Source organism: Bordetella sp. (assembly GCF_057362025.1).
Genome location: NZ_JBMQQZ010000079.1, coordinates 1 through 20,055, shown reverse-complemented (window position 1 = coordinate 20,055; position 20,055 = coordinate 1). Strand labels below are relative to the sequence as shown.

The window sequence follows — 20,055 nt, the reverse complement described above, 5'->3', positions numbered from 1 at the left end:
TGCCTTGACATCATTGACTAATTAGTTAAACATTCAAGGCCACGAACAGACGCCGGCACCGGCATCGAAACACTCAGCAAGGGGTTGCGGTGGGCAAGATCCAGAGTTACATCCATGGCGCGACGGTCGACCATGCGGGCAAGATTTTCTGCTGCGTTTCGCCCGTCGATTCTTCCCCTGTCGGCGATCTCGTCGACGCCCCCGATGAAGTCGTGACGCGGGCCGTCCAGGATGCCGAACAGGCATTTCGGACGGCCCGCAAGCTGCCCGCCGCCGATCGTATCGGCTGGCTGCTGAAGGCGGCCGATGCCATCGAGGCCCATGCGGCCGAGCTGGTGGAATTGATCATCCGCGACATCGGCAAGCCGCGCCGGGCCGCCACCTTCGAAGTCGGCCGGGCCGCGCAATTCATACGCGCCACCGCCGCGCAGGCACAGACTTTCGGCGGCGAATGCCTGCCGCTCGACGTTACCCAGCCGGGCGCCGGCCGCATCGGTATTACGCGGCATGTTCCATACGGCGTGGTCGCCGCGATCACGCCCTTCAACGCGCCGATCAACCTGCTTATCCAAAAGGTCGCCCCCGCGCTGGCAGTAGGCAATACCGTGGTAGTCAAGCCGCATCCGGCCGGCACCCGGGTGGCGCTCAGGGTGGCCGAGCTCTTCGTGAAAGCCGGCCTGCCCGCGGGCATGTTCAACGTCGTGACGGGCGACCGCGGCCCGGCGCTGGCACTGGCTGGCGCTCCGGCAGTGGCGGTGGTCACCTTTACCGGCGGGACGAAGGCAGGCGAAGCGTTGATCCGCGCCGCCGGCGCCCGCAAGTTCGTCGCCGAGCTGGGCTCGAATGCCGCCAACATCGTCCTGGACGATGCCGACCTGCGCGACGCGGCCACGCGGATCGCCGCCGCGGGTTTCGAAGCCAGCGGACAGCAATGCGTATCGGCCCAGCGCGTGATCGTCGCGACCGGTGTCTATGAGGAATTCCTGGCGCACTTCGTCAAGGCTGCCGGCGCCTTGCGTGCCGGCGACCCCAACGATCCGCAGATGGACCTGGGGCCCATGGTGTCGCTGGCGCAGGCCGAGCGCGTCATGGCGATGGCGCGCGACGCGGTCGCCAGCGGCGGCCGTTATGCCCTCGAACCGCGCCAGGACAAATGCATGGTAACGCCGGGCATACTGGTCGATGTGCCGCGCAGCGCCAGCCTGTGGTGCGACGAGGTCTTCGGCCCGCTGGTGCTGGTCGAACGGGCGGCCGACGTCGACGAGGCGCTGCGGCTGGCCAACGATTCCCCCTTCGGGCTGCAAGGCGCCGTGTTTACGCGGGATATCGCGCGGGCCCTGCGCTTCGCCGACGAATTCGACGTGGGTTCCATGTGGATCAACGAGGCCAGCCGCTTCCGGCTGGACACCTACCCCTTCGGCGGCGTCAAGCAGTCCGGCTTCGGCCGGGAAGGCGTGCGCTATGCGATGGAGGAGTTGTCGCAACTGAAGTTCGTCGGCATCCGGCCGGTGGCCTGAGCCATGGAAACGCCGCCCGAGATCCCCGCATCCCTGCGCCAGCTATTGGCCGACATCGGTCCCACCTGGGGCCGCGATGTCGCCAACAATGTGCGTCGCATGGTCGACGCGTATACGCCCATCCTGGCACAGGCGCCCAAGATCGATATAGAAGCGGCCCGCGACCTGCCTTACGGCGACGACGAACGCCAGCGCCTGGACGTCTACACACCGGGGCGCGACGGGCGCCGTCCGGTGGTCCTGTTCGTGCATGGCGGCGCCTTTGTCGACGGACATCGGGACCGGAGTCCGGAAATCTACGCCAATGTGCTGTACTACTTCGCGCGCCAGGGATGCGTCGGCGTCAACATGGAATACCGGCTGGCACCCACGCATATCTACCCCAGCGGTACCCAGGATGTCGCGGCCGCCGTGGCATGGGTACGCGAGCATATCGCCCGCTACGGCGGCGACCCGACGCGGATATTCCTGATGGGGCATTCCGCGGGTGCCGCGCATGCGGCCTCGTACGCCTACGACAAACGTCACCAGCCTGACGACGGGCCCGGCCTGGCCGGCCTGATCGTCGTCAGCGGGCGGGTTCGCGCCGAAAACATCGCCGAAAATCCGAATGCCCGCAAGGTCGAGGCCTATTACGGCGCCGACCCGGCGCGCTACGACGACGTATCGCCCGTGACGCACGTGGATGCGCAGAGCCCGCCGACGATGGTGGCCTTCGCGGAGTACGAAAACCCGCTGATCGACCTGTATTGCCTGGAACTGGCCAACCGGCTCGCTGCGGCGTGGCGCCGGGCCCCGCGCCTGGCCTATGCCCGCGGCCACAACCATACGTCCATCATCGCCCACTTCAATACGGCCGAGGACTGGCTGGGCAGGGAAATCATGGAATTCATTCACGACTGCGCACGCCGGGCAGTGCCCCAGGGCGCGCAGCCTTCAACCATCCGCTCTGAATCTGGAGATCCATCGTGGCCAAATTGCAGTTGAGTCTGGGAGTGTGCGACTACGATCGCACGCGCGCGGTGCTGGACGGGCGCGCGCCCGTCGAGGGCTGCGACATCATCGGCGTGGCGGTCGAGCCCGAGGAGGCCTTCCATCGGGCTTTCCGCTTTCAGGAGTTCGACATTACCGAAATGTCCCTGAGCAGCCACACCATGATGACCTCGCGCGGACAGAACGAGTACGTGGCCATCCCCGCCTTCGTCTCGCGGCTGTTTCGCCATTCCGGCGTGTATGTCCGCACCGACCGCGGCATTCGCAGCGGCGCGGACCTGGCGGGCAAGAAGATCGGCCTGCCGGAATACCAGATCACGGCGAATGTGTGGATACGCGGGATCCTGCAGGACGATTTCGGCCTGCGGCCGGCCTCGGTGCACTGGCGGCGCGGCGGCCTGGAGGACGCGGGGCGCGGCGAACGCGCGCCGATCAAGCTTCCCGCCGATATCGACCTGCAGCAGATACCGGACGACAAGACGCTGTCGGGCATGCTGGAATCCGGGGAACTGGATGGCCTGATCAGCGCGCGCGCGCCTTCCTGTTTCCTGCGCGGCGCACCCCATGTCGACCGGCTGTTCCCCAACTATCGCGAAACCGAGGCGGACTACTTCCGCCGCACCGGTATTTTCCCCACCATGCACGTCATCGGCATCCGCAAGGCGCTCGTCGACCAGCATCCCTGGCTGCCGGTAAGCATCTTCAAGGCCTTCATCAAGGCCAAGGAGTTCGCGATGTACGAGCTGGGACAGATCGGCCATCTGTTCAACAGCCTGCCATGGGGCGTCGCCGAATTCGAGGATGCCCGCAAGCTGATGGGCGACGATTATTGGAGCTATGGCTACGAGGCCAACAAGCACGTACTCGAAACCTTTACCCGCTACCATCACGAGCAGGGCCTGTCGGCGCGCAAGGTCGCACCGGAGGAACTATTCGCCGAATCGTCGCTCGACCTTACCAAGATCTAGCCGCGCCGCACATGCCATCCCGGGGACCGAAGTGAAGCCCGCGCCATTCAATCTGCATTTGCCCGGCACGCTGGAAGAGGCCTTGCGCCTGCTCGCCGGGGCACCGAACGCCCGCGTCATCGCGGGCGGACAGTCGCTCATGCCGATGCTCAACCTGCGCCTGGCGATGCCGGACGACGTCATCGACCTCAATGGCGTGGAGGGCCTGAGCTATATCCGCGAAGAGGACGGCGAGATCGCCATCGGCGCCATGACCCGCCAGCGGGATCTGGAGTTTTCCGCGCTGATCGCCGATCGCCTGCCTATCCTGCGCGCGGCCATCCTGAATGTCGGCCACCGGCAGACCCGCAATCGCGGCACCATCGGCGGCAGCGTATGCCATATGGATCCATCGGCGGAGCTCCCCACCATGTGCGTGCTGCTGGGTGCCAGTATGGTCGTGCACGGCCCGCGTGGCCGCCGCGAGGTACCCGCCGCCGCGTTCGGCTCGGGCCTGATGTCGACCTGCCTGGCCGCCGACGAACTCCTGACGGAGATCCGGATGCGCCCCTGGGTGCCCGGACATGGCTGGCACTTCGTCGAATACGCCCGGCGCCATGGCGACTTCGCGGTTGCGTCGGCTTCCGCGCTGGTGGAACGGGACACGTCGGGCAAGCTGGCGCGCGCCGCTCTCGCGCTGGGTGGCGTATGCCCGACGCCGGTGCGCCTGGCCGACGCCGAACGGCTCCTGGTCGACGGCAACGGCGCACCCGAGGCATTGCGCGCCGCCGCCGAGCAGGCGTGCCAATGCGAGGCCCTGGAGGATCCTGCCTACCCCGCATGGTATCGCCAGCGTCTGGCCGGCCGCCTGCTGCACCGGGCCATGGAACAAGCCCTGGCGGGCGCCGCCGGACCGCGTGGGAGCATGCAATGAACCAAGACAAGAATGCGCTGCACGCCATCGTGCTGCACGTCAACGGAGCCGAAAGGCGCGCCATCGTCGAGTCGCGCACGACCCTGGCGGACTGCCTGCGCAGCGAACTGGGCCTGACGGGCACCCACCTGGGCTGCGAGCACGGCGTCTGCGGTGCCTGTACGGTTCTGCTGGACGGACATAGCGCGCGCAGCTGCCTGATGCTCGCACGGCAGGCGGAACGCCACGACGTACAGACGGTCGAGGCTCTGGAACAGCAAGGCCGCCTCAATACCCTGCAGCAGGCCTTCCAGGACCTGCACGGCCTGCAATGCGGCTTCTGCACACCGGGCATCCTCATGACGCTGACGGAACTGCTGCGCGACCAGCCGGACGCCGACGAGGCGGCGGTCCGCGATGCGCTGTCGGGCCATTTGTGCCGCTGCACGGGATACCAGAACATTGTCGCGGCGGCCATGGAAGCCCTGCGCCGCCAACGAGGTAAGGCAGCATGAACCCGATGTATCGCTTCGAGCAGCAATCCGGCGGTGCCGGCGGAACCCAAGCCGCGAAGGATGCCAAGGATACGCCTGCGTCCCCGTCCGCCCCTCCGGCCACGCGTGACGCAAGCATGATCGGCCGCCGGATCGAACGCATCGAAGACGGGCCGCTGCTGCGCGGCAAAGGCAAGTACGTCGGCGATGTGGAGGTACCGGGAGGCCTGCATGCCGCCTTCGTGCGCAGCCCACACGCGCATGCGACCATCCTGGGCATCGATACGGCCGCGGCCCTGCAAAGGGAGGGCGTGGTCGCCGTCCTGACCGCAGCCGATATGTCGCGCTACCTGACGAATCTGCGCATGCCGCTGGGTTTTCCTACCACCGCCCTGCCGGCCGGCATCACACCCTTCGTCCTGACGCCCCAGGAAGTCTGCTTCGTGGGCGAGGCGGTGGCGATGGTCATCGCCACCAGCCGCTATGCCGCGGAGGACGGCGCCGCCGATGTACAGGTCGACTATGCCCCCCTGCCCGCCGTTTCCGACTGCCGGCAGGCGCTCGAACCGCAGGCCCCGCGCGTGCGCACCGACTTCCCGGACAACGCGCTTACCCGCTTTACGGTCGCCTACGGCGAGTGCGAGCAGGCCTTCGCACAGGCCGCGCATATCTTCAAGGACTCATTGCACCAGCATCGCGGCGGCGCCCACCCGATGGAAGGGCGTGGCGTGGTGGCCGAATACGACGAATTGCGCGATACGCTGACCGTATGGTCCTCCACGCAGATGGCGCATGAGCTGCAGTTCACGCTGGCCGAACTGCTGGGCCTGCCCGAGACGCGCATCCGCGTGATCGCGCCCGACGTCGGCGGCGGCTTCGGCGCCAAATTCCTTATCTATCCCGAGGAAATCGCGATAGCGGCCGCGGCGTTCCATTTGCGCCAGCCGATCAAATGGATCGAAGACCGCGTGGAACACTTTCTCTCTTCCATCCAGGAGCGGGATCAATTCTGGGATGTCGAAATCGCCGTCGACGCGCAGGCCCGGGTACTGGGCATCCGCGGCCGCATGATCCACGACCAGGGGGCGTATACCCCCCAGGGCATCAATTGCCCCTACAACGCGGTAACCGGCGTCACGGGCCCCTATGTCGTGCCGGCCTTCAGCATCGATGCCGTCGTCGCGCAGACCAACAAGATCTACACCATTCCGGTACGCGGCGCCGGTTATCCCGAAGGCGCCTTTGTGATGGAACGGCTGCTCGACCGCATCGCGCGGGGAATGGGGCTGGATCGGGCCGAGGTGCGGCGCCGCAACCTGGTGACGGTCGATAAGCTTCCCTACGTCAAGCCACTGAAGCAACGTTCGGGCAAGCCCATCACCCTGGATACCGGCGACTATCTGCAAAGCCAGGAAACCGTCCTGCGCGCGATCGACTACGCCGGTTTCGCGCAGCGCAAGGCGCAGGCGCGCGCGCGAGGACGCCACATCGGCATCGGCCTTGCCAATGCGGTGAAGGGAACCGGCCGTGGCCCATTCGAATCCGCGTCGGTCAGGATATCCGCCACGGGCCATATCAGCGCCGCGACCGGCGCCATGGCCATGGGCCAGGGCATGCGCACCGCCATGGCCCAGATCGTCGCCGACGTGCTGGGCGTGCAGGTCAACGACGTACAGGTGGTTTCCGGCGACACATCGTCCATTTCCATGGGTATCGGCGGTTTCGCCAGCCGCCAGACCGTTACCGGCGGCTCTTCCATGCTGCTGGCCGCACGCCAGGTCGAAGCGAAGGCGCGCAAGGTCGCCGCGCACGTGCTGAAGGTCGAGGAAGACGCCCTGGAGGTCCGCGACGGCGTCGTGCGGGTGCGCAAAAGCCCGGAAAACGCCATCACGCTGGCACAGATCGCGCGCACCCTGCGAGGGATTCCCGGCTACGACCTTCCGCCCGGCGCCGGCGCGGGGCTGGAGGCCACGGTGTGCTGGGAGCCGGATGCAATGACCTACGCCAATGCCTGCCATGCCTGCGAGGTGGAGGTCGACGTCGATACGGGCAACGTCGCCATCCTGCGCTACGTCGCCTTGCAGGATTGCGGCCGGCTCATCAATCCGCTGATCGTCGAGGGCCAGATACACGGCGGCATCGTCCACGGGATCGGCAACGCGCTATTCGAATACATGCGCTACGACCAGAACGCGCAGCCGCTGACAACGACCTTCGCCGACTATCTGCTGCCCACCTCCACGGAAATCCCGCATCTCGAACTGCTCTTCACGCAAAGCCCCACGGCCGCCAATCCGCTGGGTGTGAAGGGAGTCGGCGAAGTGGGCACGATACCGGTCACCGCCACCATCGCCTCGGCCATCGACGACGCGCTGTCGGACTTCAATGTGCACGTAAGTGCCATCCCCGTGGATCCGGTACAGCTGGTTCGCCAAATGGTGCAGGCCGCCTGAGGCGGCCCATAGGGGATCGGCCAGCCAGCGCGCCGCCGGCAGGCCGATCCGGTGTTCCAGGCCGGCAGTTCGGGCCGGCGATAGGGATCAATGCGTTCCGATGATGTAGCCGATGGCCAGGCAGGCCGATGCGATGGCGACCACCGCGATCGCTTGCCATACCCGCAATTCCGCAACAATGTCCCGGCCCCGCGCCAATTCCCGTTCGTCGTGCGGCACGGAATGGGCGCCCTGCGTGGCGGCTACCCTGCCGGGCAGAGGCTTTGGCGCGGTCGCCACCGCCGTGGCCGATACGGGATCTCCATCCGCCGGCGCGGGCTGGCCGGGCGACGCGAAGCTCGCCTTGAAGCGCTGAAAGAATTCCGCCGCCATTTTTTTCGCCACACCATCCATCAGCCGCGACCCCACCTGGGCGAGCTTGCCGGTCACTTCCGCATTGGCGACGTAGGCCAGCCGGGTGCCGTCGTCGTCCGGGGCCAAGGTGACGGTAGCGCCGCCTTTGCCGAAGCCGGCGGCACCACCCGAACCTTCGAAGGCCAGGGAGTAGCCTCGCGGCGGATCGGCATCGCGAATGGCCAGCCGGCCATGGAAACGGGCCTTCACCGGGCCGACCGCGGCAAGCATACTGATACGGTACTCATTGTCGGACTGCCTTTCGATCGAATCGCAACCCGGGATGCAAGCCTTCAATACCGTGGGATCGTTCAGTGCAGCCCAAACCGCATCCTGCGAGGCAGGAATGCACTGTTCGCCGGTTATCTCCATTGCCGCGTCTCCGGGGGATCGTAGAAATCGGCCACTCTAGGTTATCTTGACCATATAGTCAATAAACTTGCAAGCTATCCCAGCCTTGGTGCCTGCCGTCGTCGCGCGGGTGCATGCCGCGCCGGGATGGTGCGGCGGTTCCCATCCTCGCGCCCGCGGCACCGCCGACATCCTGGATCCCGGACAGCAGAATTCGCTGTAAACATTCGTATTTGAACAACTTTATCGCTCCTGCACATTTGCTTTCGACACTGGAAGGATGCCCTCACCCCCCTTTTCGAAACGCCGTAAAAGCAGTCGAGAATCAGGGTAAACACTGCATCCCGCCCCTTCCTTTTTTCTTGTGCTAATTAACCATGTAGTCAATAATTTTGATACCGCCGCATCGGCTTGGCGACAAGACTTCAATCGATATCACGAGGGGCTTATGAAAACCGCAACCTTCCTGCAGCGCGCCATTCTGTGCGCGGCACTCTGCGCGAGCGTGGCGTCCGGGGCTACCGCCGCGGCTGCCGAAAAACTCAAACTCGTCTTCCCGACATCGTCCGCCACGCTCGCCCTGCCCTATCTGGTGGCACAGAAGAAAGGCTGGCTGAATGCCGAAGCCATCCAGGTCAGCGGCGATTCCAATGCCGTGCGCGCCCTGCTCGCGGGCACGGGCGATGTGGCCATCGTCGGTGCGTTCAACGCCTTCGCCGCCGCGGGCGAAGGCGCGAAGTTCAAGGCCATCGGCACCTGGCAAGGCATCAACGACTACGAACTGATCGTCGCCAGCGACATCGGCGGCATGAAGGATATCGAAGGCAAGATCTTCGCCGGCACCGGCCCGGGCGGACCGCCGGAGGAATTCAGCAAGCTGCTGTTCCGCAAGAATGGTGTCGATGCCTCGAAGGTACGGTTCATCGCGGTATCCGGCGGACACGCGAACATTGTGCAAGCCCTGCTGGCCGGCCGGGCGTCGGCCGGCATGGTCAACACCCTGAGCGCCGTGACCGGCGTAAAGACCGGCAAGGTGAAGATCCTGGTCAGCATGGCATCCGCATACCCGCAGATCGGGTACGTCTATAACCTCGTCCGCAACGATCGCATCGATGATCCCCAGCTCAAGCCGAAGCTGCAGCAATTGACGACCGCCGGCATCAAGGCGTCGCGGTACATCATGGATCACCCCGACGAAGCGGTGCAGATCCTGCTCGAACGCTATCCCGACCTGGACAAAGGCCTGGCTACCGACGTGGTCCAGGAGCTGAACCGCAACAAGGTGTGGGGCGTGAACGGCGGCATCTCCAAGGAACAAGTCGGCGCCACGCTGGATATTTTCAAGAGCACCGGCATGCTGAAGACAAATGTCGATCCCGGCCAGATCTTCGACTACCGCTTTATCGACGTCGCGCTGAAAGAACTTGGAGGAAAGTAAGATGGGAAGCCTGTCGGTGCTAAGGGCCGATGATGCCGCGACGGCCGTATCGAGCGCCATGAGCGGCGCGGAGGCGCCGATGGTGGACATCCGCGGCCTGAGCAAGCATTACTTCGCGCGCGACACGGACAACGGTGGCGCGCCCCGCCGCATCGTCGCGCTGGAGAAGGTGGATGCCACGATCGCGCGCGGCGAATTCATTTCCCTGCTGGGCCCCAGCGGGTGCGGCAAGACGACCTTGCTGCGCATCGCCGCGGGACTGACCCAATGGGCCGAGGGTTCCATCTCTATCGGAGGCCAACCCGTAAACGGCCCCCGCAAGGATGCCTGTATGGTGTTCCAGCACTTCGGCCTGCTGCCGTGGCGCAGCGTCATCGCGAACGTGGGCTTTCCGCTGGAGCTTGACGGGGTCCCGGCCAAGGAACGCCACGATCGCGGCATGGAACTGCTGCGGCTGGTCGGATTGACCAAGTATGCCTCGCACTACCCGCATGAATTGTCCGGCGGCATGCAACAGCGCGTCGCGATCGCGCGCGCGCTGATGCGCAGTCCGAAAGTTCTTTTCATGGACGAACCTTTCGGCGCACTGGACGCGCAAACGCGCGAAAAGCTGCAGGAAGACTTCCTGAAAATCTGGGCGAATATCGGCACGACCGTGCTGTTCGTCACGCACAGTATCGACGAAGCCCTGGTGCTGTCGGACCGTATTTTCGTTTTTACGCCCAGCCCTGGGCGCCTGAAAGCCATCGTGGAATCCCCTTTGAAAGACGAACGGCTCGGCGGCGACCCCCGCGAGCACCGCGCCTATGGCGAGGCACGCCACGAATTGCGCCGCATGCTGATGGAGAGCCCGCAATGATGAGTTCCACCGCTACCGCTTCCAAGACGCGCGCCGCGGCCGACGGCCGGCCGGCCGGGCCCAAATGGTGGGTCGCGCATCCGAATATCGTCCGCACCCTTTCCGTTGCGGTTTTCCTGCTGTTGTGGGAGTACTTCGCCCGCCGCATCGACCCGCTATTCCTCGCTCCGCCCAGCCGCATCTTCGCGGCCGCTGTCGAACTGACGAACAACGGCGAATTGGGCAGGGCCTTGATGGCGACGCTGTACCCGTTCGTCATCGGCATGGTCATCAGCGTCATCGCGGGCGTGGTGCTGGGCATCGCCATGGCGCAGTCGCGCCTGTTCGAATACATCATCGACCCCTTCGTCAACGCCTTCTACGCGATACCCCGTATCGCGCTGGTGCCGCTCATCATGCTATGGGCAGGCCTGGACACGACCGGCAAAATCGTGATCCTGGTGTCCAATGCGATTTTCCCCGTCATCATCAACACCTACGCCGGCATCCGTGACGTCCGCGGGTCCATACTCGAGGTAGGCAAGGCCTATGGCGCCACGCGCCAGCAGATCTTCTTCAAGATACTGCTCCCCTCGGCGGTACCCTTCATCATGACGGGAATCCGGCTGACCGTCGGACAGGCCATCATCGGCATCATCGTGGCCGAATTCCTGACGGCGCAAACGGGCCTGGGCGGCATGATCGTCTACTACGCCAATCTCTTCGCTACCGCCAAGCTGTTCGTACCCATCATCGTGATCGGCGTGCTCGGCGTGGCCCTGACCGAACTGGTCCAGTTCGTCGAGCGCCGCTTCTCGCGTTGGCGCAAGCTGGAGCAGGATCGTGGCTGAGCGCGGCGTTCCGCGCGAGCCGCAACGCGTTGCCCTGATCGGCTACGGCGCGATGGGCGGGCACGTCCATCGCGCGCTCGAAGGCGACGATCAGGTGCGCATTACCCATGTCATCGTCCCCTCCGGACACGTGGAGGCCACCCGGGCCAGGCTGGACGGCAGGGCCGCGGTGGCCGCCGACATCGACGGCATGGGAGAACCGGTGGACTTCGTGCTGGAGTGCGCCGGACACGAGGCAGTCGTGCAGACAGTACCCCGATTGCTGGCGCGCGGCGTGGACGTCATCATCGCCTCCGTCGGCGCCCTCAGCCAGGAGGGCCTGGCGGAATCCCTCGAAGCAGCCGCCCTGCGCGGCGGCGCCCAATTGACGCTGGTCCCCGGCGCCGTCGCCGGCATCGACGCGCTGGCCGCGGCGCGACAGCAAGGGCTGCAGTCGGTGGAGTACACGGGCCGCAAATCTCCGGCCGGATGGCGCGGCACGCCCGCGGAAAACGCGCTGGACCTGGATGCATTGAGCGTCGCCACGCCCTTCTTCGAGGGCAGCGCGCGCGAAGCCGCGGCGCTCTACCCCAAGAATGCCAATGTGGCGGCCATGGTCGGGCTGGCCGGCATCGGCCTGGACCGCACGCGCGTAACGCTCGTCGCCGACCCGCAGGCCATGCGCAACAACCACAGGATCGTGGCACGCGGCGAATTTGGCGAACTCGACGTACGGACCGCCGGCGCGACGCTGCCGGACAATCCCAGGACATCGATGCTGGCGGCGCTATCCATCGTGCGCGCGGTACGCAACCGCGTGGCGGGCATCGTCATCTGATGCCCGGTTTTCTTCAATGCGCCGGGGACGGCGCATTGTCCGCCCGCAGGTAGCGCAGCACCATCTCGGCGGCGTGATCCAGGCGCTGCTTGATGCGTTGCGCGGTCATCAGGCGCTGGCCGAAGATCGCCTCAAAGGTGTAGCGGTTGCTGACGTAATGCGCCGTCAACGAGGTGATCGATATGTACAGGTCCACCGCATCGATGTTCTCGCGGAACAACCCTTCCTCCTGGCCGCGCTGCAGCAGGCTGCGGATGGTCTCCAGCAAAGGGTTGTACATTTCCCGTATCGCCGCCGACGTGACGATATGCTTGCCCTGGTTGAGGTTCTCGCTGGACAGGATGCGCTGAAATTCAGGGAACCGCACCCAGACCTGCCCCGTGAACACCACCAGCCGCCGCATGCCGTCGACCGGGTCCATGCCGCGGATCTGCAGGTCCTTCTGGCGCGAACGGATCGCGTCATAGGTGTATTCCAGTACCGCGGTGAACAGATCGTCCTTGTTCCCGAAGTGGTGATACAGCACGTTCTTGTTGATGCCGGCACGCAGCGCGATCTCGTCGACCCGCCCGCCGTCATAGCCCTTGCTCGAAAACTCCGCCAAGGCTGCCTGGATAATCGTCTCTCGCGTCTTGCGGGAGCTTTCGCGGCGGACCACCGGCCGCGCTTTATCGCGCGGCGGGCGTGCCTCGGTCTGGGCTTCATGGGAAGTCATGTCGACGCTTTTCTTGATCGTGCTTGAGGGCCCGGCGACATGCGGCCGGAAGGAAGGCGGCGATGCCGGAGCATCGCCCTGCCGCCATTCTAGACGAGATTAGGCACAGCCAAGGCACGTTACGAAAGATGCGTGGAATCCAGGTGCGCCGAACGGCGCTTGTACAGATCCTCGTCGGCATATCCCATGGTCTCGGGCCGGCCACGTCCCAGCATGACCTGGAAATAGACTGGCTCGAGGCTGCGGTTTTCGTAGCCATGGATGACCCCCGGGGGGCACGCGATGCACTCCCAGGGGCCGAGACGCGTCCAGCGCGGAGCGCCGCCTTCGTCCTGGATGAAAACGTCCAGGAAGCCCTGGAGCACGAAGAACACTTCCTCCACCTCGTGGGTATGGGCCGCGTTGCCCTGCCCCGGGTTGACGAACATGATGCTTAGCGTAAAGCCGCGCGCCGGGATGACGGTGGTGTCCCCGACCTTGCCCGAGCCGCCCGCGCCGATGAAGCGATGTTGGGCGCGCTTGAAACCTTCGATCCTGGCGTCCTCGAACGCGTCCCAATCGGGCACGCGGTTGGAGAATCGCGCGACGTACTTTTGTTCGATTTCTTCCAGAGTGGCGTTGGCCAATTCGGGGGGCCGCGGATGACGGGCGATAGCCATTACATGGACTCCATGGTGAGGGGTTCCGGTCGCCGCCCGGGAGCGGCACCAGCATGTCGTCCAGATTAATAAAAATTGACTAAATAGTCAATTTTCGAAGCGGGGCTTGCGGAAAACGTCGCGCCGTTACGGGAAATCCCCTAGGAAAAAAGCGACATCGCTTCCGACCTCCCGAAAAACATAGACCAGTTAGACAGGAAAAACAGAATCCAGGCCGCATCGTCCAGGCGCACGGACAGCGAGGCGCAGGCCGGCGAGGTGCCCATGGGACCCTGGCCCGCGAACACGCTGGGCGTGGCGGGCCAGGAAAGGGAAACGATGGTCAGCGGGATCGGCGGCGGCCGGCAATGCGCACGCGCCGCCAAGGACGGCGAACCCGAACGCCGGCGCAGCGCTTATGGCGCGGGCGCCGCGCCAAGTTCGCGTCAGGGATAAAGGCCGCGCACCTGGCGGGCCTGCAGGATGCGGGTGCACGCCACGATGAAGGCCGCGGTACGCAGCGTCACCTTGTGCTCGCGCGATACCTGCGACACGGCGGCATAGGCATCGCGCATGATGCGCTCGAGGCGGTGATTGATTTCTTCTTCGGTCCAGAAGAAGCTGGAGAAATCCTGCACCCACTCGAAGTAGCTGACCGTCACGCCGCCGGCGTTGGCCACGACGTCCGGCACGACCAGGATACCCTTGTCGAAAAGGATGTCGTCGGCATCCGGCGTGGTCGGGCCGTTGGCGCCCTCCACCACCACCTTGGCGCGGATTCCCGCGGCATTCGCCGCGTTGATCTGCCCTTCGAGCGCCGCGGGGATCAGGAATTCGGTTTCCAGCTTCCAGAATTCCGCCGGATCGAGCGACTGCGCCTTTTCGTACCCGCCGACGCCGCCGTTCTGCGAGACGTGCACCAGCAGTTCCGGCACATCCAGGCCGAACTCGTTGTAGATCGTGCCGGTATGGTCCTGCACCGCGATGATTTTCGCACCCACGCCATGGAACAGTCGTGCCGCGGTACCGCCCACGTTGCCGAAGCCCTGGATGATGACGCGCGCGCCATTCACATCGAAGCCCAGGTCGCGCGCCGCCTCGCAGCCCACGACGAACACGCCGCGTCCGGTGGCCTCGACGCGTCCCAGGCTGCCGCCCAGGGATACCGGCTTGCCGGTAACGACCCCGGTGGCCGTGGAGCCCTCGTTCATGGAGTAGGTATCCATCATCCAGGCCATGATCTGGGCGTTGGTGTTCACATCGGGCGCCGGAATGTCCTTGGACGGCCCGATGATGACGCCGATCTCGCTGGTATAGCGCCGCGTGATGCGTTCGAGTTCCGCCTGGGACAGTCCGCGCGGGTCGACGCGGACGCCGCCCTTGGCGCCGCCATAAGGCAGGTTGACCGCGGCATTTTTGATGGACATCCAGGCCGCGAGGGCCATGACTTCCGACAGCGTCACGTCCTGGTGGAAACGCACCCCGCCCTTGCCCGGTCCGCGCGACGTGTTGTGCTGGACACGGTAGCCCTCGAAATGCGCGATACGGCCGTTATCCAGCTCGATCGGCACATCGACGATCAAGGCCCGCTTGGGGCGCTTCAGGGTTTCGACCCAGCGGCCCAGCACCCCGAGATAGGGCGTGACGCGGTCGACCTGTTGCAGATAGATACCCCAAGGGCCGAGATTTTCGGGATTCAGGTACGACGGCAAGGCATGGGTAGGCGTTTGTTGCATTCGAACTGCTCCTCACGTGTGGTCGCGCACATTGTAGACCCAACACAGATCGCCGTCCCCGTTAAATTAATAAATAAACATAAAGGGGACGTATCAGAACGATTCCTACGGACGATACCCATTCAACGGACGTCGGGGGGCCGGTATTCCGGCGCCCCGCCCGCCCCTACATCCCCAGATATGCGCGCCGCACCTCGTCGGAAGCCGCCAGTTCGGCCGCGTCCCCCGATAGCGCGATCGCGCCGCTTTGCATGACATACGCCCGTGTCGCGACATCGAGCGCCGCGTTCATGTTTTGTTCGACCAGCAGGACCGAAAGACCCGCCTGCTTGTTCAACGCGGCCAGCGCATCGAAGACCTGCTCTACCAGAAGCGGCGACAGGCCCAGGCTCGGTTCGTCCACCAGAAGCAGCCGGGGGCCGCTCATCAGCGCGCGGCCGATCGCCAGCATCTGCCGCTCGCCGCCCGACATGGTGCCGGCCAGCTGTGCCCGCCTTTCCTTCAGACGCGGAAAGACTTCGTACACGTGGTCCAGGCGTTCCCGGTACACCGCCTCGCTGGCCACGGTGTAGGCGCCCAGGCGAAGATTCTGCTCGACCGGCTGGCGGGCAAATACGCGGGCACCTTCCGGGATCAATGCGATGCCCCGCTTGACCAGCTTCTCCGGAGGCGTGCCGGTAATTTCCGCGCCCTCGAAAAACACCTTTCCCGACGCCGGACGCACGGTGCCGACGATCGCCGCCAGCGTGCTCGATTTGCCGGCGCCGTTGGCGCCGAGAAGCGCGGTGATCTCGCCCGGGCGGACCTCCAGCGAGATGCCGCGCACGGCTTGCACGCCGCCATAGGCCACATGCAGGTTGTCGACTTTCAGCATCGCCTCAGGCACGGTGCTTTCTCCCCAGATAGGCCTCGATGACAGCGGGATTGCGCACGATTTCCTGCGGCGGCCCCTCCGCGATGGTCTGGCCGAAGTTCAGCACCAAAACCCGTTGCGCCAGCCGCATCACGACTTCCAGTACGTGTTCGACGATGACCAGCGTGACGCCCGCGGCGTGGATGCGGCTCAGGATCTCCGACAGCGCAATCGCTTCGGTGGGGTTCAGGCCGCCCGCGACTTCGTCCAGCAGCATCATGCGCGGCTCCGTCGCCAGCGCGCGAGCCAACTCCACGCGTTTCTGCCCCGCCACGTTCAAGCCGGCCGCTTTCACGTCGGCACGGTCGGCCAGCCCGACCAGTTCCAGCACTTTCTGCGCCGCCTCGCGGGCGTCGTTCAGCCTGTGATGGCGCAGCAAAGCGCCCACCATGGTGTTTTCCAGCACCGTCATCTGGCCGAAGTTGCGCGGGATCTGGTACGTGCGCACCAGGCCCATGGCCGCCACCTGCTCGGGCTTGCAGCCCAGCATGGACCGCCCGTTGAAGGTCACGCTGCCGGAAGTGGGCGCATGATGGCCGACCAGCCCGTTGAACAAGGTGCTCTTGCCGGCGCCGTTCGGGCCGATGATGGCAACGATCTCGCCAGCCTCGACATCCAGGTCGATGTCCTTGTTGGCCACCAGGCCGCCGAAGCGTTTGGTCAGTTGTTTGACTTCAAGCAGAGCCACGGCGCCCCCTCAAGGTGATCAGGCCGCCGGGCAGGAACATGGTTACCAGCAATATGGCCAAGCCGAATACCAGCAGATCCAGGCCCAGGCCGGAGCTGCCCCACATGACGCGCGTGCCTTCGGACAAAGGCAGCAGTACCGCCGCGCCTATCCAGGGCCCCACCAGCGTACCGACGCCGCCCAGGATGGCCACCAGTACGACCTGTACCGACATCGTCAGGCTGAAGGTCGATTCCGGATCGATGAATCCGACGTACATCGCGAAGAACCCGCCCCAGGCCCCGGTCAGGGCCGCCGACAGCACGAAGGCCAGCATTTTGTAGCGATCCGCCGGCACGCCCAGGCTGCGCGCGGCGGCCTCGTCGCCGTTGATCGCCCGCCAGTAGAACCCGGTACGCGAATGCACCAGGAAATACGTCAGCAGGAAGGTCAGCAGTGCGAGGGCCACCGCGATCAGGTAGTACGGCGTCTTGGTGCGGAACAGCAGCATCCAGGCGGCATCGCCGATCGGCGCTTCGATGCCCACCGCCCCGCCGGCCCAATCCCAGTTGATCATCAGCAGCAGGCCGATCTGCAGCAGCGCGATGGTCGCCATGGCGAAATAATGCCCCGACAGACGCAGCGTCGGCCCGCCGACGATCCATGCCAGGACCGCCGACACCAGCGCCCCCGCCGGGATACCCAGCATCGGGGTCACCTTCAGGTGATGCAGCAGCAGGATGGTCGTGTACGCACCCACCCCGACAAAGACACCGTGGCCGAAGGAGATGCGGCCCAGGAAACCGCCGACCAGATTCCAGGCGGCGCCCAGCGCCCCGAACATCAGCACCAGCAGCAGCACCTGGATGGTGAACTGGTCGGTGACGAAGAGCGGGGCCGAGGCGAACAGCGCGGCCGCCACGAACGCGCCCACCAGCGGCGCGCGCGAAGGCCGTGCCTTGGCCGGCATGGCCGCGGCCATATCCAATTGTTTGACAGGAGTCATATCACCACCGCCCGAACAGGCCGCGCGGCCGGTACCAGAGAACCAGGATAAACAGGATGAAGACCGACACCGTCTTCAAGGCCGGGGCTGCGAAATAGCCCGTCATCGCCTCGATGATGCCGATCAGAATCCCGGCGATGAAGGCGCCCGGCAGCGAGCCGAAACCGCCCATGCAGACCGCCACGAAGGCCAGCAATCCGAACACCGCGCCGACCGACGGGAACACGTAGAAGAACGTGGTCAGCAGCGCGCCCGCCAGGCCCACCGCGGCGCTGCCCAGCATCCAGACCTGGGCGTTGACGCGGTCCGGCGAAATGCCGACCAGCGCGGCCACCTCGCGGTCTTCCGCGACGGCCTGCAGCGCGTGCCCCCAGCGGGTGCGATACACCAGCACGAACAGCGCGATCACGACGACCAGCGCGACCAGCCCCGTCACGACCTGCGGGCGTCCGATGGAGACGCCCGCCAGCGTCACGCTGCCGGACACCAGGGTGTCGGGCAGGTTGCGATAGTCGGGGGTGAAGGCGATGAAAGCCAGTTGCCGCAGCACCAGGCCCAACCCGAAGGTAGCCAGGATGACGGCCATCGGCGGCCCCTTCTGCAAGCGCTTGATGATCAGCGCATACGTCAGGAAACCGACGAAACCCAACAGAATGGCCACCAGCGGCGCCGACAGCGTCGGATCGACGTGGCCCAGGGTAAACAACCAATAGGCGGCATACATGGCGAGCATCAGGAACTCGCCATGGGCGAAGTTGATGACGTCCGTGATGCCCCAGATCAGGGCAAGGCCCACCGCCACGGCGGCATAGATCAGGCCATTGAACAGCCCGGCGTAAAGCGCTTCAAACATGCGGGACTCCTGCGACGAGCCCCAGGGGGCCCGTCGTTTCTTGCGTTGCGCCAGCGTGCCGGCCGCTTACTTCCAGGTAAAGGGAAGCGCGGGCAGGGACTTGTCGGTATTGAAGTTGGCCGGCCACACCGTCTGGTAGCCCGGTCCCTTCATCTGCAGGATCAGGCCCGCGCCCTTGCTGTTCTGGCCCTTGTCGTCGAACTTGACGCCGGACCAAGGCATGGCGATCTGGTCTGCGCCCAGGTCGGTGGCGGCCAGGGCCTTGCGGATAGCCTCGGGATCCGTGGATCCGGCGCGATTGATGGCATCGGCCAGCACCAGCACGCCCTGCATCGAGCGCGCGTTGTTGCCGTTCAGCTCCTTGCCCGTCTTGGCCTTGTACAGTTCGTTGACCTTCTTCAGGGTCGGCACCGTGGCGGCGATGTCGTTGCTCCAGACGTCGCGCGTCAGCACGCCCTGCACCTGCGAGCCGACTTCCTGCACGAAGCGCGAGTCGATGAAGCCGGCGTCGTTGGCCAGGAAGATGGGCGGCGCGTACTTGGCTTCGCGCATCGTCCGCACGAACAGCATGGCGTCCGAGGTGTAGCTGGCGAAGATCGCCACATCGGGCTTGGCGGCGGCCAGCTTCTGCACTTCGGAGGTCACCGAAGCGGAACCCGCCGTATACGCGATGTTGGCGACGATTTCGCGCTTGTACTGTTTGGCGAACCGTTCCAGCGCTTTGTAGGTGTTGACGCCGAAGTCGGTGTTTTCATATACCACCGCGATACGCTTGGTCGGCTGGTTCTTCACGCCGTCCAGGAACTGCATCATGTTTTCGATGAAGGTATCGTCGGTCGGCGAGGTGCGGAAGAACCACTTGTAGCCGCGGTCCGTCAAATCGGGGCTGCTCGATTCGCCGTTCAGATAGGGAATGCCGGCCTGCTCGGCGACGCGGCTGGCCGTTTTGGTGACCGCGGATTGATAGGCACCCGTCAGTGCGACCACTTTTTCCTGCTGGATCAGGCGCTGCGCGTCGGCCAGGCCGACTTCCGGCTTGCCCTGCGAATCGCCGAACACGACTTCGATCTTCGCGCCGCCCAGCTTGGCCAGGCCGGCGCCTTCGGCCAGCGGCAGGCCTTTGAGTTCCGGATGCGGATTATTGATGATGTCCTCGGCCAGCTCGATGGCGGCCTTGATTTCCGCACCGGTCGAGGCCAGCGCGCCGCTGAGCGGATAGATGGCACCGATGCGCACCGTCTTGGTCTGGGCAGCGGCGGGCTGCCCGAACGTCAGCGCGAGACACGCGGCTACGCCCGCGATGAGTTTGAATTTCATTTTCTTGGCTCCTGGGGAACGACCACTTCAAAGAAGGAAACTGCCGACAGCAAGCTTATCCGCTGCATCGCCGCGAAACCGCCCGAACAAACCCTGACAAAACGCCGCGCCCATACCGGAATACGCGCCGTCTTCGGCATCGACGGCGGCGGACGCAGGGCGCGCGACCGCGCATGCCCTGCAGGGCCGATCAAGAATGCTTGCG

The 20,055-nt window shown here is 65.2% G+C and carries 21 protein-coding genes; 11 read left to right on the top strand and 10 right to left on the bottom strand.

Annotated features, from left to right (window positions below; genetic code table 11):
- Positions 1-89 precede the first annotated feature (89 nt).
- From ACO1P8_RS15760 to ACO1P8_RS15735, 6 genes are read left to right on the top strand one after another with little or no spacing between them, the layout of a single operon-like run.
- A complete protein-coding gene (locus tag ACO1P8_RS15760) occupies positions 90-1,517 on the top strand; it encodes an aldehyde dehydrogenase family protein (protein WP_486296829.1) in 1,428 nt (475 codons plus the stop codon).
- Positions 1,518-1,520: 3 nt separating this feature from the next.
- The gene (locus ACO1P8_RS15755) at positions 1,521-2,504 is read left to right on the top strand and encodes an alpha/beta hydrolase (protein WP_486296828.1); all 984 of its coding nucleotides are present in this window, start codon (positions 1,521-1,523) and stop codon (positions 2,502-2,504) included.
- A complete protein-coding gene (locus ACO1P8_RS15750; RefSeq protein ID WP_486296948.1) occupies positions 2,483-3,478 on the top strand; it encodes a type 2 periplasmic-binding domain-containing protein in 996 nt (331 codons plus the stop codon). The genes ACO1P8_RS15755 and ACO1P8_RS15750 overlap by 22 nt, the downstream gene beginning before the upstream one ends.
- Positions 3,479-3,509: 31 nt before the next feature.
- Positions 3,510-4,391 carry an FAD binding domain-containing protein gene (locus tag ACO1P8_RS15745; RefSeq protein ID WP_486296827.1) on the top strand — a complete coding sequence of 294 codons (882 nt, stop codon included), beginning with the start codon at positions 3,510-3,512 and terminating at the stop codon, positions 4,389-4,391.
- Entirely contained in the window at positions 4,388-4,885 is a 498-nt protein-coding gene (locus ACO1P8_RS15740; protein WP_486296826.1) for a (2Fe-2S)-binding protein, read from the top strand. The genes ACO1P8_RS15745 and ACO1P8_RS15740 overlap by 4 nt, the downstream gene beginning before the upstream one ends.
- Positions 4,882-7,317 (top strand): xanthine dehydrogenase family protein molybdopterin-binding subunit, encoded by a 2,436-nt coding sequence (locus ACO1P8_RS15735; protein WP_486296825.1) that lies wholly within the window; start codon positions 4,882-4,884, stop codon positions 7,315-7,317. The genes ACO1P8_RS15740 and ACO1P8_RS15735 overlap by 4 nt, the downstream gene beginning before the upstream one ends.
- A gap of 87 nt (positions 7,318-7,404) precedes the next feature.
- Here the strand turns inward: ACO1P8_RS15735 and ACO1P8_RS15730 are convergent, their stop codons facing one another.
- Complete coding sequence (locus tag ACO1P8_RS15730) at positions 7,405-8,082, bottom strand: SRPBCC family protein (RefSeq protein ID WP_486296824.1); 678 nt, start codon at positions 8,080-8,082, stop codon at positions 7,405-7,407.
- Between the two features lie 427 nt (positions 8,083-8,509).
- Between ACO1P8_RS15730 and ACO1P8_RS15725 the strand changes: the two genes are divergently transcribed.
- Genes ACO1P8_RS15725 through ACO1P8_RS15710 form a run of 4 tightly spaced genes read left to right on the top strand, consistent with a single transcriptional unit; the run spans position 8,510 to position 12,005 of the window.
- Positions 8,510-9,499, top strand: coding sequence for an ABC transporter substrate-binding protein (locus ACO1P8_RS15725; RefSeq protein ID WP_486296823.1), 990 nt, complete (start codon positions 8,510-8,512; stop codon positions 9,497-9,499).
- Between the two features lies 1 nt (position 9,500).
- A complete protein-coding gene (locus ACO1P8_RS15720) occupies positions 9,501-10,358 on the top strand; it encodes an ABC transporter ATP-binding protein (protein WP_486296822.1) in 858 nt (285 codons plus the stop codon).
- Positions 10,355-11,188: an ABC transporter permease gene (locus ACO1P8_RS15715; RefSeq protein WP_486296821.1), complete on the top strand. Its 834-nt coding sequence runs from the start codon at positions 10,355-10,357 to the stop codon at positions 11,186-11,188. The genes ACO1P8_RS15720 and ACO1P8_RS15715 overlap by 4 nt, the downstream gene beginning before the upstream one ends.
- On the top strand, positions 11,181-12,005 hold the full coding sequence (locus ACO1P8_RS15710; RefSeq protein WP_486296820.1) for an aspartate dehydrogenase: 825 nt from the start codon (positions 11,181-11,183) through the stop codon (positions 12,003-12,005). Before ACO1P8_RS15715 ends, ACO1P8_RS15710 begins: the two co-directional genes overlap by 8 nt.
- Before the next feature lie 13 nt (positions 12,006-12,018).
- Here the strand turns inward: ACO1P8_RS15710 and ACO1P8_RS15705 are convergent, their stop codons facing one another.
- Together ACO1P8_RS15705 and ACO1P8_RS15700 are read right to left on the bottom strand one after the other, a co-directional pair.
- The gene (locus ACO1P8_RS15705; RefSeq protein ID WP_094842418.1) at positions 12,019-12,720 is read right to left on the bottom strand and encodes a TetR/AcrR family transcriptional regulator; all 702 of its coding nucleotides are present in this window, start codon (positions 12,718-12,720) and stop codon (positions 12,019-12,021) included.
- Positions 12,721-12,839: 119 nt separating this feature from the next.
- Entirely contained in the window at positions 12,840-13,379 is a 540-nt protein-coding gene (locus ACO1P8_RS15700; RefSeq protein WP_486296819.1) for a cupin domain-containing protein, read from the bottom strand.
- Positions 13,380-13,643: 264 nt separating this feature from the next.
- Between ACO1P8_RS15700 and ACO1P8_RS15695 the strand changes: the two genes are divergently transcribed.
- Positions 13,644-13,814: a hypothetical protein gene (locus ACO1P8_RS15695; RefSeq protein WP_486296818.1), complete on the top strand. Its 171-nt coding sequence runs from the start codon at positions 13,644-13,646 to the stop codon at positions 13,812-13,814.
- Here ACO1P8_RS15695 and ACO1P8_RS15690 read toward each other — a convergent pair.
- From ACO1P8_RS15690 to ACO1P8_RS15660, 7 genes are all read right to left on the bottom strand, one after another.
- Positions 13,805-15,094, bottom strand: a complete 1,290-nt coding sequence (locus ACO1P8_RS15690) for a Glu/Leu/Phe/Val family dehydrogenase (protein ID WP_486296817.1) — start codon at positions 15,092-15,094, stop codon at positions 13,805-13,807. The two genes, ACO1P8_RS15695 and ACO1P8_RS15690, sit on opposite strands and share 10 nt — an antisense overlap.
- 166 nt (positions 15,095-15,260) lie before the next feature.
- Complete coding sequence (locus tag ACO1P8_RS15685) at positions 15,261-15,968, bottom strand: ABC transporter ATP-binding protein (protein WP_486296947.1); 708 nt, start codon at positions 15,966-15,968, stop codon at positions 15,261-15,263.
- Between the two features lie 4 nt (positions 15,969-15,972).
- Positions 15,973-16,695 (bottom strand): ABC transporter ATP-binding protein, encoded by a 723-nt coding sequence (locus tag ACO1P8_RS15680; RefSeq protein ID WP_486296816.1) that lies wholly within the window; start codon positions 16,693-16,695, stop codon positions 15,973-15,975.
- On the bottom strand, positions 16,682-17,680 hold the full coding sequence (locus ACO1P8_RS15675; protein ID WP_486296815.1) for a branched-chain amino acid ABC transporter permease: 999 nt from the start codon (positions 17,678-17,680) through the stop codon (positions 16,682-16,684). Before ACO1P8_RS15675 ends, ACO1P8_RS15680 begins: the two co-directional genes overlap by 14 nt.
- A gap of 1 nt (position 17,681) precedes the next feature.
- Positions 17,682-18,533, bottom strand: coding sequence for a branched-chain amino acid ABC transporter permease (locus ACO1P8_RS15670; RefSeq protein ID WP_094842424.1), 852 nt, complete (start codon positions 18,531-18,533; stop codon positions 17,682-17,684).
- Between the two features lie 66 nt (positions 18,534-18,599).
- Positions 18,600-19,850 carry an ABC transporter substrate-binding protein gene (locus tag ACO1P8_RS15665; protein ID WP_486296814.1) on the bottom strand — a complete coding sequence of 417 codons (1,251 nt, stop codon included), beginning with the start codon at positions 19,848-19,850 and terminating at the stop codon, positions 18,600-18,602.
- Positions 19,847-20,055, bottom strand: a 209-nt coding sequence (locus tag ACO1P8_RS15660) for a hypothetical protein (protein WP_486296813.1), incomplete at its 5' end; no start/stop codon positions are given. The genes ACO1P8_RS15660 and ACO1P8_RS15665, both read right to left, overlap by 4 nt.

Bases quoted from the DNA above. Each gene is read 5' to 3' on its own strand.
- ACO1P8_RS15695 (WP_486296818.1), top strand. From the start codon at position 13,644: ATGGGACCCTGGCCCGCGAACACGCTGGGCGTGGCGGGCCAGGAAAGG.
- ACO1P8_RS15720 (WP_486296822.1), top strand. From the start codon at position 9,501: ATGGGAAGCCTGTCGGTGCTAAGGGCCGATGATGCCGCGACGGCCGTA.
- ACO1P8_RS15715 (WP_486296821.1), top strand. From the start codon at position 10,355: ATGATGAGTTCCACCGCTACCGCTTCCAAGACGCGCGCCGCGGCCGAC.
- ACO1P8_RS15685 (WP_486296947.1), bottom strand. From the start codon at position 15,968: ATGCTGAAAGTCGACAACCTGCATGTGGCCTATGGCGGCGTGCAAGCC.
- ACO1P8_RS15740 (WP_486296826.1), top strand. From the start codon at position 4,388: ATGAACCAAGACAAGAATGCGCTGCACGCCATCGTGCTGCACGTCAAC.
- ACO1P8_RS15730 (WP_486296824.1), bottom strand. From the start codon at position 8,082: ATGGAGATAACCGGCGAACAGTGCATTCCTGCCTCGCAGGATGCGGTT.
- ACO1P8_RS15690 (WP_486296817.1), bottom strand. From the start codon at position 15,094: ATGCAACAAACGCCTACCCATGCCTTGCCGTCGTACCTGAATCCCGAA.
- ACO1P8_RS15670 (WP_094842424.1), bottom strand. From the start codon at position 18,533: ATGTTTGAAGCGCTTTACGCCGGGCTGTTCAATGGCCTGATCTATGCC.
- ACO1P8_RS15675 (WP_486296815.1), bottom strand. From the start codon at position 17,680: ATGACTCCTGTCAAACAATTGGATATGGCCGCGGCCATGCCGGCCAAG.
- ACO1P8_RS15735 (WP_486296825.1), top strand. From the start codon at position 4,882: ATGAACCCGATGTATCGCTTCGAGCAGCAATCCGGCGGTGCCGGCGGA.
- ACO1P8_RS15755 (WP_486296828.1), top strand. From the start codon at position 1,521: ATGGAAACGCCGCCCGAGATCCCCGCATCCCTGCGCCAGCTATTGGCC.
- ACO1P8_RS15705 (WP_094842418.1), bottom strand. From the start codon at position 12,720: ATGACTTCCCATGAAGCCCAGACCGAGGCACGCCCGCCGCGCGATAAA.
- ACO1P8_RS15725 (WP_486296823.1), top strand. From the start codon at position 8,510: ATGAAAACCGCAACCTTCCTGCAGCGCGCCATTCTGTGCGCGGCACTC.
- ACO1P8_RS15665 (WP_486296814.1), bottom strand. From the start codon at position 19,850: ATGAAATTCAAACTCATCGCGGGCGTAGCCGCGTGTCTCGCGCTGACG.
- ACO1P8_RS15700 (WP_486296819.1), bottom strand. From the start codon at position 13,379: ATGGCTATCGCCCGTCATCCGCGGCCCCCCGAATTGGCCAACGCCACT.